Source organism: Eikenella sp. NML120348, assembly GCF_001648435.1.
GTDB classification, from domain to species: domain Bacteria; phylum Pseudomonadota; class Gammaproteobacteria; order Burkholderiales; family Neisseriaceae; genus Eikenella; species Eikenella exigua.
Genome location: NZ_LXSP01000001.1, coordinates 461,853 through 477,757, shown reverse-complemented (window position 1 = coordinate 477,757; position 15,905 = coordinate 461,853). Strand labels below are relative to the sequence as shown.

13 protein-coding genes, 1 tRNA gene and 1 pseudogene are annotated in these 15,905 nt (G+C 55.4%); 11 read left to right on the top strand and 4 right to left on the bottom strand.

Annotation, left to right across the window (positions count from 1 at the left end; all coding sequences use genetic code 11):
* Positions 1–118 precede the first annotated feature (118 nt).
* The 4 genes and pseudogenes from tsf to A7P99_RS02220 all read left to right on the top strand — a co-directional run bounded on the left by tsf (position 119) and on the right by A7P99_RS02220 (position 4,163).
* Positions 119–973 carry a translation elongation factor Ts gene (gene tsf, locus A7P99_RS02235; RefSeq protein ID WP_067686367.1) on the top strand — a complete coding sequence of 285 codons (855 nt, stop codon included), beginning with the start codon at positions 119–121 and terminating at the stop codon, positions 971–973.
* Between the two features lie 457 nt (positions 974–1,430).
* Positions 1,431–2,501, top strand: coding sequence for a zinc-dependent alcohol dehydrogenase family protein (locus A7P99_RS02230; protein ID WP_197476510.1), 1,071 nt, complete (start codon positions 1,431–1,433; stop codon positions 2,499–2,501).
* Positions 2,502–2,707: 206 nt separating this feature from the next.
* Positions 2,708–3,343 carry a uracil phosphoribosyltransferase gene (gene upp, locus A7P99_RS02225; protein ID WP_067438834.1) on the top strand — a complete coding sequence of 212 codons (636 nt, stop codon included), beginning with the start codon at positions 2,708–2,710 and terminating at the stop codon, positions 3,341–3,343.
* A gap of 244 nt (positions 3,344–3,587) precedes the next feature.
* Positions 3,588–4,163: pseudogene (locus A7P99_RS02220) on the top strand (sulfite exporter TauE/SafE family protein).
* A 316-nt stretch (positions 4,164–4,479) separates the two neighbouring features.
* Here the strand turns inward: A7P99_RS02220 and tadA are convergent.
* On the bottom strand, positions 4,480–5,244 hold the full coding sequence (tadA, locus tag A7P99_RS02215) for a tRNA adenosine(34) deaminase TadA (protein WP_082881517.1): 765 nt from the start codon (positions 5,242–5,244) through the stop codon (positions 4,480–4,482).
* Between the two features lie 208 nt (positions 5,245–5,452).
* Between tadA and A7P99_RS02210 the strand changes: the two genes are divergently transcribed.
* Positions 5,453–6,340, top strand: coding sequence for a DUF535 family protein (locus tag A7P99_RS02210; protein WP_067447009.1), 888 nt, complete (start codon positions 5,453–5,455; stop codon positions 6,338–6,340).
* Between the two features lie 149 nt (positions 6,341–6,489).
* Here the strand turns inward: A7P99_RS02210 and nth are convergent, their stop codons facing one another.
* Together nth and A7P99_RS02200 are read right to left on the bottom strand one after the other, a co-directional pair.
* A complete protein-coding gene (gene nth / locus A7P99_RS02205; protein WP_067438840.1) occupies positions 6,490–7,122 on the bottom strand; it encodes an endonuclease III in 633 nt (210 codons plus the stop codon).
* 100 nt (positions 7,123–7,222) lie between these two features.
* Positions 7,223–9,466 (bottom strand): LysM peptidoglycan-binding domain-containing protein, encoded by a 2,244-nt coding sequence (locus A7P99_RS02200; protein WP_067686364.1) that lies wholly within the window; start codon positions 9,464–9,466, stop codon positions 7,223–7,225.
* A gap of 239 nt (positions 9,467–9,705) precedes the next feature.
* Between A7P99_RS02200 and A7P99_RS02195 the strand changes: the two genes are divergently transcribed.
* From A7P99_RS02195 to A7P99_RS02170, 6 genes are all read left to right on the top strand, one after another.
* Entirely contained in the window at positions 9,706–10,398 is a 693-nt protein-coding gene (locus A7P99_RS02195) for a class I SAM-dependent methyltransferase (RefSeq protein WP_067447005.1), read from the top strand.
* A 59-nt stretch (positions 10,399–10,457) separates the two neighbouring features.
* Positions 10,458–10,548, top strand: a tRNA-Ser gene (locus A7P99_RS02190).
* Between the two features lie 199 nt (positions 10,549–10,747).
* A complete protein-coding gene (locus tag A7P99_RS02185) occupies positions 10,748–11,902 on the top strand; it encodes a PLP-dependent aspartate aminotransferase family protein (RefSeq protein WP_067447003.1) in 1,155 nt (384 codons plus the stop codon).
* A 214-nt stretch (positions 11,903–12,116) separates the two neighbouring features.
* Complete coding sequence (gene gltX / locus A7P99_RS02180) at positions 12,117–13,523, top strand: glutamate--tRNA ligase (protein ID WP_067686363.1); 1,407 nt, start codon at positions 12,117–12,119, stop codon at positions 13,521–13,523.
* Between the two features lie 57 nt (positions 13,524–13,580).
* Entirely contained in the window at positions 13,581–14,240 is a 660-nt protein-coding gene (gene hda, locus A7P99_RS02175; RefSeq protein WP_067686361.1) for a DnaA regulatory inactivator Hda, read from the top strand.
* A 4-nt stretch (positions 14,241–14,244) separates the two neighbouring features.
* Positions 14,245–14,904, top strand: coding sequence for an HAD family phosphatase (locus A7P99_RS02170; protein WP_067686360.1), 660 nt, complete (start codon positions 14,245–14,247; stop codon positions 14,902–14,904).
* A gap of 96 nt (positions 14,905–15,000) precedes the next feature.
* Here A7P99_RS02170 and A7P99_RS02165 read toward each other — a convergent pair whose 3' ends face one another.
* A complete protein-coding gene (locus tag A7P99_RS02165; protein WP_067686359.1) occupies positions 15,001–15,867 on the bottom strand; it encodes an ATP-binding protein in 867 nt (288 codons plus the stop codon).
* Positions 15,868–15,905: the final 38 nt, after the last annotated feature.

Genomic DNA, 15,905 nt, shown 5'->3' with positions numbered 1-15,905 from the left:
TGAGGCTACCTGAAGACACCGTTTCAACAAGCGGACGCCAAATCCAGCCTTTCAGGTAGCCTTCAATTTATCCAAGCGCGGCATCCGGCCGCGTTTCTCAATAAAACAGGAGTAAATAATGTCTACAATTACCGCAAAAATGGTTGCTGATCTGCGTGCCGCCACTGGCTTGGGCATGATGGAATGCAAAAAAGCCCTGGTGGAAGCCGATGGCGACATGGCCAAAGCTGAAGAAATCCTGCGTATTAAATCCGGCGCCAAAGCCAGCAAGCTGGCCGGCCGTACCGCTGCCGAAGGCGTGTTGGCTTATGCTATTGAAGGCAAAGTTGGCGCTTTGGTGGAAGTGAACTGCGAAACCGACTTCGTGGCCAAAGACACCGGCTTCATCGCCTTTGCTCAATCCGTAGCCAAAACTGCTGCTGAGAAAAAACCGGCCACGGTTGAAGCTCTGGCCGAGTTGGTGGAAGGTGAGCGCAAAGCTGTGATTGCCAAATTGGGCGAAAACATTTCTGTACGCCGCTTTGAAATCATCGAAGCTGCCAACAGCCTCACCACCTACATCCACGGTGCTGCCGCCACTGAAGGCGTACTGGTGGAATACAAAGGCGATGAGACTACTGCCCGCTACGTTGGCATGCACATCGTGGCTTCTAAGCCGCAATGCATCTCTGCCGAGCAGGTTGATCCCGAAGTGGTGGCTAAAGAGCGCCACATCTATACCGAGCAGGCTATTGCTTCTGGCAAGCCCGCCGAAATCGCCGCCAAAATGGTGGAAGGCCGCGTGAAGAAATTCTTGGCCGAAGTAACGCTGCTGGGTCAACCCTTCGTGATGAACCCTGATCAGACTGTTGAGCAGTTCCTGAAACAACAGGGTACTGAGATCGTGAACTTCGTCCGTTTCAAAGTGGGAGACGGCATCGAGAAAAAAGAAGTAGATTACGCTGCTGAAGTGGCTGCGGCTGCTAAAGTGTAATTTTGTTTGTATAGAAACAGCCTCCGTTCAGTTGGAATAGAGGCTGTTTTGTATTTTGTGAGAGGCAAGTATTGGGTTTTCAGGTAGTCTTTTAATGTTATAGCTAAAGCAATTCACTGCCTACGGAGCTATGGCTGCAGCCATACAAACAGTGAGCCATAACAATATGAGCCATAACAATAAAAGATAATACGGTAATATAGGCTACCGCCATAGCGAGAGTTCGATTAATCTGTGCTGTCGGCAAACGCTTCTAAAATAGAAACTTATCTTATTATTTACACAATATTTCCACAAACTGCTATTGTTATAATATAGCTCTAATTTTTTAAATGGAAAATTTGACCATTAGGGAAGAATTAAAGATTATAATGGACCATCCGGAATTCCCTGGATTCTTTCCCAACAACTGATTATTTATCGGTAAACACATTAGGAGAGTCTAATGAGCAAGACCATGAAGGCCATGACCTATTACGGCGAAAACGATGTCCGCTTCGAAGATCGCCCGGTTCCCACTATCATTGATCCTACTGATGCTATCATTCGCGTTACCAAAACCACCATTTGCGGTACAGATTTGGGTATCATGAAGGGCAAAAACCCGGAAATCGAAGCAGTTGCCCGCGAAAAAACCGGCAAATGGGAAGGCCGTATCCTCGGCCATGAAGCCATCGGCGTGGTGGAAGAAGTGGGCTCTGCCGTTAAAGACTTCAAAAAAGGCGATAAAGTCATCGTATCCTGCGTGAGCCGCTGCGGCACTTGTGACAATTGCCAGAAACAGCTCTACGCCCACTGCCGCAAAGAAGGCGGCTGGATTATGGGATACATGATCGACGGCACCCAAGCCGAATACGTGCGCACTCCGTTTGCCGACAATTCGCTCTACCATCTGCCCGAAACCCTCAATACCGATGTGGCCGTATTCCTCTCCGACGCACTGCCTACCGGCCATGAAATCGGTGTGCAGTACGGCCAAGTGAAACCTGGTGATGCCATTGCCATCGTTGGCGCCGGCCCCGTGGGCATGGGCTGCCTGCTGACTGCCCAGTTCTACTCTCCGGCCACCATTATCGTGGTGGATATGGACGAAAACCGCCTGGCCATGGCCAAAGAAATGGGCGCCACCCACACCATCAATCCTAACAAGGAAGACGCTGTGGCCAAAATTTTGGAGATCACCGGCGGTCGCGGCGTGGATTGCGCCATGGAAGCCGTTGGCTATCCTGCCACTTGGGATATCTGCCAAAAAGTGGTGAAAGAAGGCGGCCATGTGGCCAACGTGGGCGTACACGGTAAATCCGTGGAATTTGATTTGGCTAAATTATGGATTAAGAACATCACCGTTACCACCGGCCTGGTAAATGCCAATACCACCGGCATGCTGCTGAAAGCTTGTGAATCCAGCAAGCTGCCGATGGAAAAACTGGCCACCCACCGCTTCAAATTCAGCGAAATGGGAAAGGCCTACGACGTGTTCACACACGCTGCCGGCACCAAAGCCATGAAAGTCATCATTGAAGTGTAAGCTGGTTCGCTTGCTGAAATGATAAAGAGGCTACCTGAAAGTTTTCAGGTAGCCTTTTGTTGTGCTCAAGCGGGGATGCACCCTGTCAGCAGCATGTAATACCAGGCGAGCCAATGCTGTAGGAAGAAATTATACTCCCCGCTTTTTCCCGCCCGCCTGTTAAGCTAAAATACGTCCCGCCAAATCAAATGAAGGAAACCATAGCCATGAACTTAACCGTTATCGATCATCCGCTGATCAAGCACAAAATCACCCTGATGCGTAAAGCCAACTGCAACACCTACCAATTCCGTACTTTGGTAAAAGAGCTGGCCCGCCTGATGGCCTACGAAGCCAGCCGCCATCTGGAAATCGAGCCGCTGGCCATCGAAGGTTGGTGTGGCCGCATCGAAGGCCAGCAGATTAAAGGCAAAACCGTAACCGTGGTGCCGATTTTGCGTGCTGGTTTGGGCATGCTCGATGGCGTGCTCGATTTGTTGCCCACTGCTAAAATCAGCGTGGTTGGCCTGCAGCGCGACGAAGAGACTCTGCAACCGGTTTCCTATTTCGAGAAATTGGTGAGCAAAATGGACAAACGCCCGGCCATGATTCTCGACCCGATGCTCGCCACCGGCGGCTCGATGGTGGCCACCATTGATTTGCTGAAGAAAAAAGGCTGCCGCAACATTACTGCCTTGGTACTGGTGGCCGCACCGGAAGGCGTGAAGCTGGTGAATGACAAGCACCCCGACGTGAAAATCTACACTGCCGCGCTCGACAGCCACCTCAACGAAAACGGCTACATCATCCCTGGCTTGGGCGATGCCGGCGACAAGATTTTCGGTACCAAGCAATCAGCTTGATTGCCCGATGCATTCGCCAACAGGCTACCTGAAAGTTGTGAAATCATTTTCAGGTAGCCTATAAACCAATCATCATATTTCCCGCCAAGGCTACCTGAAAAAGTGGGCAACCTGTTTTCAGGTAGCCTGAATTGCCGTTTGGCAGCTTTCACCGAACGGCTATAGTCAAAGCAATTATTCCCCTTCAGCAGGCAACGAGCTGTAGGCAGGAATCAGCGCTTGAGCTATACCTGAAAACAATGCCATGGTCTCTACCCTCACACTCCTCTCCTTCGTCGCCACCGGCTTTCTCGGTGGCGGCCGTTGCGCCGGTATGTGTGGCGGTTTGAGCACTGTCTTTGCTTTGCAGCTGCCGCCGCAGGTGGGGTGCGTGAAACTGATTATGCTGATGAACCTCGGCCGTATCGGCAGCTACACCTTTATCGGCCTGTACCTGGCCGGGTTCAACGCCTATGTCGCGCAGGTGGAAAAGCTCGGGCAGCTGGTGTGGCGGCTCAATCCGCTCTAAACCGCCTCTTGCCCATCCAAAATACCCCTTGCCTGCTTCGGTGTTGGCCTGCTGTGGGTTGGCTGCCGTGCGGCATGGTATACAGCGCTTCGCTGTATGTGCTGGGCAGCGGCAATGCGGAGGATGGCGCACTGATGATGCTGGCCTTAGGCTTGGACGTGGCCGAACCCGCTGGTGATGAGGCTGTTTGCCAACCAGCTCAAAAGCCTGTTGCAACATTCGCGTTTCCGGCTGGTGGCCGGGCTGAGTGTCAGCCTGTGGGCGGCATGGCAGCTGTGGCATGGAGTAGTGATTTGGCTGCAGGCTGGCTGAAAATATAGCTGCTCCATATGCAATGTACTGCGCCGGGTTTGATTTCAGTTTGAAAACAGCTATGGTGAAACAACAGCCGGATAACTGCATTTCTCCAATATCGGGGAACGGTTATCCGGCTGTTTTGTATTCGGCCAGTTTCTAGTAGCGGTTGGCACATAATTAAAGGCTACCTGAAAACTATCTGCTACTGTTTTTCAGGTAGCCGGATGGGCTAGGGGGCTTATCTCTCGGCATTTATAGTGAACCAAAATAAGAATACTACTACGGTAGCTTGCTTAGCCGCCTGCGGCTAGCTGCCTTATTTTAATCCACGCTATCCTTGCCGCCGCTCCTGAAAAAAACGTTGCAGCAGCCTCGTACTTTCCTCTGCTAACACGCCGCCTTGCACGGCGGTGTGTGGGTTGAGCTGTTTGTTGGCAAACAGGTCGAGCATGCTGCCGGCAGCGCCGGTTTTCGGCTCGGCAGCAGCGTAAATCAGGCGGCGGATACGCGATTGCATGATGGCGCCGGCGCACATGCTGCACGGTTCGAGGGTAACGTATAAATCGCAGCCGTCCAGCCGGTAGTTGCCCAACCGGCGGCCGGCTTCAGTGAGCGCGGCGATTTCGGCATGGCAGCACACGCTGTGTTCGGCCACGCAGGCATTGGCGCCGCGCCCGATGATTTCTCCCTGGTGCACCACCACCGCGCCCACCGGCACTTCGCCTGCGGCCAAGGCCTGCCCGGCCAATTGCAAAGCCTGCCGCATCCAGTGTTCGCTTTCTTCTCGCGGCGGAAACAGGGCAACCGGGCAGTGGGCACGCAGTTTGGCGCGCCATTCGGCTTGTTCGGTTTCGTTCAGGTAGCCTTCTCGCCCTTCGGCTAGCAATACCAATTGCCACAGCGTGGATTCAGTAACGGTGAGGCCGCTGGCTTTGAGCAGCAGGAAAGCGGTGGCAGGCGTAATGCGTTGCAGATCGGCGGTGTCGGCTATGCCCAATTCAAGCAGCGCTTGTCGGGTTTTTGGGGCAAGCGGGGGTGTGGTGAGCGGGGTGGTGTGCATAATGGACGGTAATAATGGCTGAATGGGCAGCATCATAATTGCGTGGCTGTGCTTGAAGCAAGACGTGAGGCTACCTGAAAGGGTAGAGTAGGGTTTCAGGTAGCCTTCATTCCCAGCGGCAAGCCTTGCAAGGCTGTTGGCAAATCGGGTAGGATTGACCGCTTTTCGATGGTCGGTTTTTGCCCGGCATCGCTTTGTTTTTCACGCAAACGGCTCGGCGCCGTTTGGCACAATATGGGTGCTTATGTCTGATTTATTTCACTTTCCCACTTTCGACGAACAGTATCCTAATTTGCGCGAACGGGGCATCCGCAAATATGCGGTGGTGTATCTGCGCGACCACATCCAACGCCTGCTGGCGCGGCGGCAATGCGAAGAGTTTACCGCCTTCATCAACCAGCATCCGATGTGGGCACCGATTTTCCAACACAATCCCTATGCCGCCCGCGCCGTGCTGGATACTTATGCCGACAACCGATTCGGCAAAGATGCGCGATTGCAGGCCGTAATTAACAACTTCACTTTGGCGCAAAGCAAACCTTCCGCTGCCAAGTGGCAAGAGCTGGTGGCACAGAGCACGGCATTGCTCAACCATCCTGCGCCCGAACTCTCCATCAGTTTGAATATCAACCATAAAGACCCGTTGGAAGGTTTCTTTTTAGTGAGCCTGCAAAGCACCGAGCGCAGCCGCATTTACGATGCCGTGTTCAGCTTTATCGCGCCCAACGGCCTGCTGATTACCTCCATCCAAGGGCCGCACAGCAGCGATGCCCCCGAGCTCATCCGCCACACCACCAAGCAACTGCACGGCGTGCGGCCGATGTTTATGATGGTGAACGTATTCAAGCTGATGGCTGCCGAACTCGGCTGCGAGCTCTACGGCATTCCACACAAAAGCCAGGCCAAATTCCGCTGGAATGACTCCAGCCGCCTGCTGTTCAACTACGATGCCTTCTGGCAGGAAAACCAAGGCAGCCTCGATGCCAACGGCTATTGGCGGCTGCCCACTCAAATTGAGCGCACGCCGCTGGAAGAAGTGCAAAGCAAAAAACGCTCTATGTACCGCAAACGCTATGAAATGCTGGATACGCTGGAGCAGGATATCCGTCGCCTCTTTCGTTCGGAAAGTTGATTGCTAGGCGGCAACAGCGTGCCCATTGTGTTTCAGGTAGCCTTCCAACCGAGTGGAGGCTACCTGGAACCTATCCGCTTTAAAACCAAGCCCTGTATGTTCAGGTAGCCTCTCATGGCCATGAACATACAGGGCTGAGTTTTATTGGTTTAAACCGTTTTGCCTTTGTATTCGCACAAATCATACACGATACATTCGTGGCACAGGGGCTTTTGCGCTTTGCAGGTGTAGCGGCCGTGTAGGATAAGCCAATGGTGGGCATTGAGCAGGAATTCTTTGGGCACGAAGCGCATGAGTTTGTCTTCCACTTCGCGCACGTTTTTGCCTGGCGCGAGATTCATGCGGTTGGCTACGCGGAAAATATGGGTGTCCACGGCCATGGTCGGTTGGCCGAAGGCGGTGTTGAGCACGACATTGGCGGTTTTGCGGCCGACGCCGGGCAGCGCTTCGAGCGCTTCGCGGGTATCCGGCACTTCACCGCCATGTTTTTCCAGGAGCAGCCGGCAGGTTTGCATAATGTGTTTGGATTTGGTTTGGTAGAGGCCGATGGTACGGGTGTATTCCATCAGCTTTTCTAGGCCTAAATCGAGAATGGCTTGCGGAGTGTTGGCCACAGGAAAGAGTTTGGCGGTAGCTTTATTGACGCCTTTGTCGGTGGCTTGGGCGGAGAGCAGCACGGCGATGAGCAGCTCGAATGGGCTGTGAAACACCAGCTCGGTGGTGGGATTGGGGTTGGCGTCGTGCAGGCGTTGAAAAATTTCGCGGCGTTTTTGCAGATTCATGTTTGATGGATGATGTTGGTAACTATTAGATAATCTATATAAATATTTTCAGGTAGCCTTAATCGAGGCTACCTGAAAAATGTTGCGCTCTTCGTAGAAGTTAAGTGCCGCTGCTCACGCGTAGTTTTTGGCCGGGGCGCAACACGCTGTTGCTCAGGTTGTTGCTACGTTTGATGTCAGCCACGGAGGTGTTGTAGCGGCGGGCGATGGATTGCAGGGTATCGCCGCTGCGCACGGTGTGGGACATGGTTTGCTGGCGGCTGTTTCTGCCATTGCGATCGTTGCCGGTGCGGCTGTTACGGTCGTTGCGGCTGCTGGATTTGTTGTCGGCATAGCGGTTGGCGGCCTGATGATTACTGCTGGCGCTCACATGCAATACTTGGCCGGGGCGGATATTGTTGCCGTGCAGGTTGTTGACGCGGCTGAGGTCGGCCACGTTCACGTTGTAGCGGCGGGCAATGGAATACAGTGATTCGCCGGCCCGCACTTTGTGGGTTACGGTTTGTGCGCCACGGCGGTTGGCCTGCTGCTCTTGTCGGGCAGCGCGGCGTTGGTTGTTGCCGGTGTTGGCGGCTAGCTGGCCGAAGCTGGCATTGTTGGCGCGGCGAACCTCAGCTTGGGCTTGGCGGCGAGTTTCCTGGGCTTCGGTTTGTGCTAAGGAAGCACGCACGGCGGCTGCGGCACTGCTGCTGCCGGGTTCGTCGGCAGGCTTGGTATTATCTGCGCTGCTGTTGCCAGCCAAGGACATCAACGGGTCGGGCTGGGGATTGCTGTTGTCGGCAAGTTCAACGGTTTCAGGTGGCCTGTCGTTTGGGCTGTGGATGTTGTTGGGCGTGGCGGGTTGGTCTACGGATTGGGCAGCTGTTTGGACAACCGTTTGAGCTGGGGCTACCTGAATATCGGGCGAGCTGTTCACGCGGGGTGCGGGTTCGGTGGAACGGGTGCCGTTGGAAGCCAATGCGGTAAAAGTAGCAGGGGCAGTTGGGTTTTGCGCCTGCTGCACGGGGGCATGGACGGTTTCGGGCGGGTTGGCCGGTTGGACTGAGGCTACCTGAACAGGGACGGGCGGTGTTACAGGCTGGGCAGCCGGTTTGGCAGCGGCCACGATGCTGTTGCGTTCGGATACGCTCTGGCTGTTGCGGCGGATGAGGTTGCCCAGCGGGTCGCCGCCGGCGGGTTTGTTGTCGGCAAGCATCTGCACGCCGCGGCCAAGCTGGCTGTTGTTCAGGCTGTTTTTGGCCACGAGAATAGGCAAACCGGCACGGATAGTGTTGCTGCTGAGGCCGTTGGTGCGGCGCAGGTCGGCCACGCTCACGCCGTTGCGGTCGGCGATGTCGCTGAGGGTGGTGGCACCGTCAGAGTGCAGGATGTCGTAGGAGAGCAGGGATTCTTTGGAGGCACTGCGCAGGTTGCGCTCAAAAGCATTGACTGCGCCTACGGGCAAGAGCAGTTTGCGCTGACCGTTTTCGGGCAGGAACACGGGCACTTTGAAGCTGGGGTTGAGCGCTTCGAATTCGGCTTGGCTGATGTTGGCCAGACGGGTGATGGCGTTGATATCTATCGGGCTATCGATGCTGATGGCTTCGAAATAGGGCTTGTTTTCGATGTTGGAAAGATTTAAGCCGAATACTTGCGGGTTGCTCACGAGGTTGCGCACGGCTAGAAGCTTGGGCACGTAATTGCGCGTTTCGTTGGGCATATTGAGGTTTTCATACACCGGCTCGAGCCCCTGGCTGCGGGCGCGGTTTACGGCGCGGCTCACGTTGCCTTCGCCCCAGTTGTAGGCAGCCAGCGCGAGCGACCAGTCGCCAAACATATTATGCAGATATTGCAGATAGTTCAGTGCTGCGTTGGTGGAAGCGTAGATGTCGTGGCGGCCGTCGTAAATATTGTTTTGCGTCAAGCCGTAGTGGCGGCCGGTAGCGGGCATAAACTGCCACAGGCCGGAGGCTCCCACGTGAGAACGGGCTTTGGTAACGAATGCGCTCTCAATAAACGGCAACAGAGCGATTTCGGAGGGCATGTTGCGCTTTTCCACTTCGGAGAGAATGTGGTAGAGATAGGGGCGGCTGCGCTCCACGGTGCGGTTGAAATAGGCACTGCGGGTGCTGAAGTAGGTTTCGTGGCGGCGCACGATTTCGGGATTGACTTCGCTCATGCGGAAGTCTTGCCGCATACGGCTCCACAGATTATTGTGGCGGGCTTGGCTGGGATTACGCAGAATGGCAGCGTTGAGGTTGGTGATGGAGGCGGCAATCTGCTCCGGTGTATAGTTTTGGGCGAGGGCAGAAGCTGGAATTCCCAGGCTTAAAATGGCTAGGGAAAGAAATTTGAATTTACTCATGGCAGAGGAATGAGTCCGTTTGGTTTAACGTTATGATTAGCTAAAAATTTTTTGGATATTAAGGGTTGGGTGGAAGCCGTGTCAAGCCGCAGCTGAACGTTTTGCCGGCACGGCATGCGTAGAGATAAAATAATAACACGAGAGTGCACCCGAACTCTCATTTTCGGCAGGTTTCTTTGCGCTGTGTTTTGCAAAATTTTGTTTGATAGGTATGATGGCCAGAAGAATGAGGAGGCGGCATGATAGAAGAAAACAGGTTGGCCGAATGGCTGGATAACACTGCTACAGGGGGCTACCTGAAAATGGCGGAGCAGGCGTTTTTTGCCGTACATACGGATAATTTATATGGTGTTACCGTGACCACCTCGCTCTGCAACTGGGATTGCTGGCCGCATCAGGTGTTGCGGTTGGGGCGGGGTAGGGCGCAGGCAGACGTGGTGTGTGCACTGCCGCAACTGCCGCTGTTGTCGGGTAGCGTGCAAACCTTACTGTTGCCGCATGGTTTGGAATTGTGTGCGCAGCCGGAAGAATTGCTGCGGGAGTGCTTCCGCATATTGGTGCCCAACGGCAGTTTGGTGCTCAGCGGGTTTAATCCGTATTCGCTGTGGCGCTTCGGGCTACCTGAAAAACAACTCGGCCTGCGCGCCCATGCGCTGCCGCTGCCGAAAGTGCGGCGGATGCTGGCTGAGGCCGGCTTCAGGCCGGATACAGGGCGGTTTATGGCGTATGTGCCGCCGTGGAAAAGCAGTCGGGCGTTGCAGCGGTGGCGGTTTATGGAGTTGGCGGGTAACCGCTGGTGGCCGGCAGCCGCCGCGGCTTATGGTTTGGTGGCAGTGAAAACAGTGTATCCGCTTACCCCGCTGCGCGAAAAGGCCGGCCAACTGCGGAGCGAAGGGTTTTCGCTGCTGCCGGGAAATTGTCGGCAGGGATAGGGGGGGAGAAAATGGTTGCGTTGCTGTGGGCATTTTAGTATAATTACGTGAATTACCTTGGAAAGGTGGATGAGTGGTTGAAGTCGCACGCCTGGAAAGCGTGTATACGTGAATAGCGTATCGAGGGTTCGAATCCCTTCCTTTCCGCCAGAACATTTTTGTAGAGTACGCGCTTTGCAAATCCAAGAAAAAACAGCCAGCTCACACTGCTCGGCTGTTTTTGTATCTGTAGCTAAAGTCCTTCGCTGCCTACGTTGTCAATCTGTTTTGCTGTGTAGCAGTTATGGGAATTTTGCTATAGCTGTACTGTCCACCAGCGGCCGTAAAGGCAATCTGAAAGGAGAATCCTATGCATTTTGATACTGAAGTTATCCACAGTAGCTACAATCCGGACGAGCACAACCGTGCCGTGATGCCACCTATCTACCAAAATAGCATGTTCGCTGTACACACCATTGGCGAAGATATTCCATACCGCTATTCGCGTATGGGTAATCCCACGCGCAAAATTTTGGAAGACACCGTGGCTGAGTTAGAACATGGTTGTGCCGGCTTTGCCTTCGGTAGCGGTATGGCCGGCATTGATGCCGTGTTCCGTACCGTATTGCGCCCCGGCGACACTATCGTAGCCGTGGCCGATATCTACGGCGGTGCCTACGACCTGCTCACTGAAGTGTATGCCCAATGGGGCATAAACGTGATTTTCGCCGACCTTACGCTACCTGAAAACCTAGATAAGCTTTTGGCCGAACACAAAGTGAAACTCGTGTGGCTGGAAAGCCCCAGCAACCCGCTGCTGCGACTGGTAGACATCTCTTTATTGGCACAAAAAGCCAAAGCTGCCGGCGCGGTGGTGGGCATCGACAACACCTTCGCCACTCCCTATCTGCAAAACCCGCTCGATATGGGCTGCGACATCGTGTTCCACTCCGCCACCAAATACCTCTGCGGCCATTCCGACGTGCTGATGGGTATTGTGGTGGCTAAGGAAGAAGCCCTGGCCAAACGCCTGCAAAGCACCTTGATAAACACCGGCGGCATTGCCGGGCCAATGGATTGCGCCCTTGTGTTGCGCGGCATCAAAACCCTCTCCGTGCGCATGAAGCAGCATCTGGCCAACGCCGCCGAGCTCGCCCGCCGCTTGGAACAGCATCCCGCCGTGGATAAAGTGTTCTATCCCGGCCTGCCCAGCCATGAGCATCACGAATTGGCCAAACGCCAAATGCGCGGCTTCGGCGGCGTGGTGTCGGTATATTTGAAGAAAGACGGCCAAGCCGCTGCCGATTCTGTTATCCGCAACCTCAAACTACTGCACATGGCCGCCAGCCTTGGCGGCGTGGAAAGCCTGGTGAACCATTCCTTCAGCCAATCGCACAGCGGCATGAGCCCGGCGGTGAAAGAAAAACTCGGCATCCGCGAAGGCCTGCTGCGCTTCTCCGTGGGCATTGAGGATATTGAAGACATTTGGCGCGACATCGATACTGCATTGAACACCACGCTGTAACGCGCCTGCCAGAATGGCAAACAGGCTACCTGAAAACTTGCATGGCATTTCAGGTAGCCTTTTATCTGCCGCCACATTCCCCGAAGCCAGCCCAATCCGCTACAATACGCCCTTTCTCAATAGCGGATTCACTTAAAGTTTTGCCACGGCGTTGGTTCGCTTGGTATCGAAAGCTTGTTAATCCTCTATCTATCTCATTTCGAAAGCCAATATCATGACCATCAAAACCCGTTTCGCCCCCAGCCCCACCGGCTACCTGCATATCGGCGGCGTGCGCACCGCGCTGTATTCATGGGCATTTGCCAGACATCACGGCGGCGAATTCCTGCTGCGCATCGAAGACACCGATTTGGAACGCTCCACCGCCGAATCCGTGCAAATCATTCTCAACGGCATGCAATGGGTAGGCCTGCACGCCGACAATGCCGACAATATCGTTTACCAAACCCAAAACTTCCCGCGCTATAAAGAGTTAATCCAACAACTGCTTAATTCAGGCCATGCCTACCATTGCTATTGCAGCAAAGAAGAATTGGAGCAGATGCGCGAAAAAGCCGAGCGCGAAGGCACGGCCACTTACGACCGCCGCTGGCGGCCGGAAGCCGGCAAAACACTGCCGGAAATTCCCGCAGGGGTAGAGCCAGTTGTCCGCTTCAAAATGCCGACCGACGGCGTAACCCGCTGGAATGATTTGGTAAAAGGCGAAATCAGCATCCCCAATGCTGCGCTCGACGACCTCATCATCGCCCGCGCCGATGGCACGCCCACCTACAACTTCTGCGTGGTGGCCGACGATATGGACATGGGCATCACCCACGTTATCCGTGGCGACGACCATGTGAACAACACGCCGAAACAAATCAACATTTTCAAAGCCCTCGGTGCCACCCCGCCCGAATACGCCCACCTGCCCATGATCCTAAACGAGCAGGGCAAGAAAATCTCCAAACGCAGCGGCGACACCGTGGCCATTACCGAATACGAAGACATGGGCATCCTGCCCGAAGCCCTGCTCAACTACCTCGCCCGTTTGGGCTGGGCGCACGGCGACGACGAGTTTTTCAATATGGAGCAGTTCGTGCAATGGTTTGAGCTGGAACACGTTTCTTCCTCCGCCAGCCGCATGGATGCAAAAAAACTATATTGGATCAACGCCGAACACATCAAAGCCACAAGTAACGCCGAACTGGCCAAACTGGTGTTGCCACGCTTGGAAAAACAAGGTGTTGTGGTTTCAGGTAACCCCAAGCTGGAAGACGTGCTGGCATTGGTGAAAGACCGCGCCCACGATTTAAACGCACTGGCCGCCGAATGCGCCTATTTCTACCGCAAAGCCGTGCCGTTGGAAGCCGATGTGGCCAAACATTGGGATGGCGAAGCTCCCGCCCGAATGCAGCGTTTCGCCGCCAAACTGGCCGAACTGCCCGAACAGGATTGGACGGCAGAAAACATCCACGCTTTGTTCCCTCCGTTCTGCGAAGCTGAAGGCATCAAAATGGGCAAACTCGGTATGCCGTTGCGCCTGGCCGTGTGCGGCACCGCCAAAACGCCCAGCGTGGATGCCGTGCTGGCCTTGATCGGCAAAGAAGAAGTGTTGCGCCGTATTTGCGAATCGGCTTAAGCCTGCAAAAGGCTACCTGAAAGCAGCTACCCTGTTTCAGGTAGCCTCCATCACATCATGAATCAACTCATCCTCGATTTTCCCGCTGCACCGCCGAGTTTCAATACCTTCCTCGGCCAGGGCAACCGCGAGCTGTTGCAAGTGTTGCGTGAGCAGCGCGAGCCTTTTGTGTATGTGTGGGGGCCGGCCGGCGCCGGCAAAAGCCATTTACTCAAAGCCTGGGCGGCGCAGGCTGAAGCGGCCGGATTACCCGCACGCTACCTGAATGCCGTTGCCGAACCGCTGCACGAGATGCTGCCGGCAGGCTGCTATCTCGCCCTCGACCAAATCGACAGCCTCGATACCGACGGCCAAGCCGAATTGTTTAATTTCTGCAACCATATCCGCCAAAGCCGGCAGGGCGCGCTCCTGATTGGCGCCAGCGTGCCGCCACCGCGCTTAGCCGTGCGCGAAGACCTGCGTACCCGCATGGGTTACTGCCTGGTGTATGAAATCAAACCGCTCAGCGACGAAGAAAAAATCGCCGCCTTGGTCGAAGCCGCCCGCCGCCGCCAAATCCGCATTTCGTCCGATATTTTCCGCTACCTGCTGCACCATTGGCGACGCGACATCGGCAGCCTGATGGCCATGCTCGACGCGCTCGACCGTCACGCCCTCGCCAGCCACCGCCCCATCACGCTGCCCCTGCTCAAACAACTGTTGCAACAGGATATTTAAACCAATGAACCTTGCCATCTTCGACCTCGATCACACCCTCATCAACTGCGACTCAAGTAGCGAATGGAGCAATTTCCTGCACGAAAAAGACATCTTCAGCGATGCCGATATGCAGCGCCATCAAGCGTTCGACCAAGACTACCGCAAAGGCTGCCTCGATCTCGATGCCTATCTTACCTTCGTCCTTCGCCCGTTGGTCGAATACAGCCGTGCCGAGCTGGACGAAATACACCGCGAGTTCATGCAGCGCATCCGCCCAAGCATCACCCAAATGGCCAGAATGCTGGTCGACAGCCACCGCGATGCCGGCGATACCCTGCTGTTGATTTCCGCCACCAACGAATTCATCATCACCCCCATCGCCCGCGAATTCGGCATTGAAAACATCATCGGCATCAGCCTCGAAACCGATGCTCAAGGCAACTACACCGGCCGCCCGATCGGTACGCCCAGCTTCCAAGAGGGCAAAGTAACCCGCCTGCACCAATGGCTGGCCGAACGCGGCCAAAGCCAAGCCGACTACGAAAAAGTTTATTTCTACAGCGATTCCCGTAACGACCTGCCGCTCTTGGAACAGGTAAACCAACCCGTAGCGGTTAATCCCGACCCTGTGCTCACCCTCACCGCCGCACAGCGCGGCTGGCCGATATTGGATTTGGTATGATGGCGCCAACGGCTTAACCGCAACATAGAAAAGGCTACCTGAAAATCCTGTGGCTAAGGTTTTCAGGTAGCCTTTGGTTTTATCTATTGCCAACAGCTAATCCACTTCCCGCTCGTGCGGCAGGCGACCGGCCCAATCGCAGGCGAACTGGTAGGCGGTGCGGCCGGAGCGGCTGCCGCGCATCTGTGCCCATTGAAGGGCGGCGCGGCGGGTGGTGTCGTCCAGCGGCAGGCCGGAATCGGCCAGCCAGCTTTCGGCAGCGGCGAGGTAATCTTCTTGGCTGAAGGGGTAGAAGCTGAGCCAAAGGCCGAAACGGTCGGAAAGGGATACTTTTTCTTCCACGGCTTCTTGCGGGTGCACTTCGCCGCGCTCGCCGGTGCGGGCGAGATTGTCGGCCATGTATTCGGGCATGAGGTGGCGGCGGTTGGAGGTGGCATACACCAGCACGTTGTCGGCGCGGTGGGAGAGGCCACCATCCAGCGCGGTTTTGAGGGCTTTGTAGCCGTCTTCGCCGTCTTCAAAGGAGAGATCGTCGCAGAAAACGATGAATTTTTCGCTGCGTGGGGCGAGCAAGTCGAGCAGGGCGGGCAGGCCGGCCAGGTCGTGTTTGTCCACTTCAATCAGGCGCAGGCCGCGCTCGGCGTATTCGTGCAGCAGGGCTTTAATCAGCGAGGATTTGCCCGTGCCGCGAGCGCCGGTGAGCAGGGCGTTGTTGGCCGGGCGGCCGGCGAGGAATTGCTCGGTGTTGCGCACCAGGCGCTGGGTTTGCGGACTGATGGCACACAGGCGGGCGAGGGGAAAGGTGTGCGGGCGGGGCAGGGCGGTGAGCAAGCCGCCGTTGCCGTGTTTCTGCCAGCGGAAGGCGATGGCTTGCCAATCGGGTTCGCGCTGTTCGGGCGGCAGGATTTGGTCGAGGCGGCGCAGTACGGAGGCAGCCTGGGTGAGGAAGGGTTTGAGTTTCATGGCGGGTTGGCGGCGGGTTATCAAAGGAGGGAAGGCTA

Coding starts and splice junctions, on each gene's coding strand:
- tsf (WP_067686367.1), top strand. CDS start 119: ATGTCTACAATTACCGCAAAAATGGTTGCTGATCTGCGTGCCGCCACT.
- A7P99_RS02230 (WP_197476510.1), top strand. CDS start 1,431: ATGAAGGCCATGACCTATTACGGCGAAAACGATGTCCGCTTCGAAGAT.
- upp (WP_067438834.1), top strand. CDS start 2,708: ATGAACTTAACCGTTATCGATCATCCGCTGATCAAGCACAAAATCACC.
- tadA (WP_082881517.1), bottom strand. CDS start 5,244: ATGATGCTGCCCATTCAGCCATTATTACCGTCCATTATGCACACCACC.
- A7P99_RS02210 (WP_067447009.1), top strand. CDS start 5,453: ATGTCTGATTTATTTCACTTTCCCACTTTCGACGAACAGTATCCTAAT.
- nth (WP_067438840.1), bottom strand. CDS start 7,122: ATGAATCTGCAAAAACGCCGCGAAATTTTTCAACGCCTGCACGACGCC.
- A7P99_RS02200 (WP_067686364.1), bottom strand. CDS start 9,466: ATGAGTAAATTCAAATTTCTTTCCCTAGCCATTTTAAGCCTGGGAATT.
- A7P99_RS02195 (WP_067447005.1), top strand. CDS start 9,706: ATGATAGAAGAAAACAGGTTGGCCGAATGGCTGGATAACACTGCTACA.
- A7P99_RS02185 (WP_067447003.1), top strand. CDS start 10,748: ATGCATTTTGATACTGAAGTTATCCACAGTAGCTACAATCCGGACGAG.
- gltX (WP_067686363.1), top strand. CDS start 12,117: ATGACCATCAAAACCCGTTTCGCCCCCAGCCCCACCGGCTACCTGCAT.
- hda (WP_067686361.1), top strand. CDS start 13,581: ATGAATCAACTCATCCTCGATTTTCCCGCTGCACCGCCGAGTTTCAAT.
- A7P99_RS02170 (WP_067686360.1), top strand. CDS start 14,245: ATGAACCTTGCCATCTTCGACCTCGATCACACCCTCATCAACTGCGAC.
- A7P99_RS02165 (WP_067686359.1), bottom strand. CDS start 15,867: ATGAAACTCAAACCCTTCCTCACCCAGGCTGCCTCCGTACTGCGCCGC.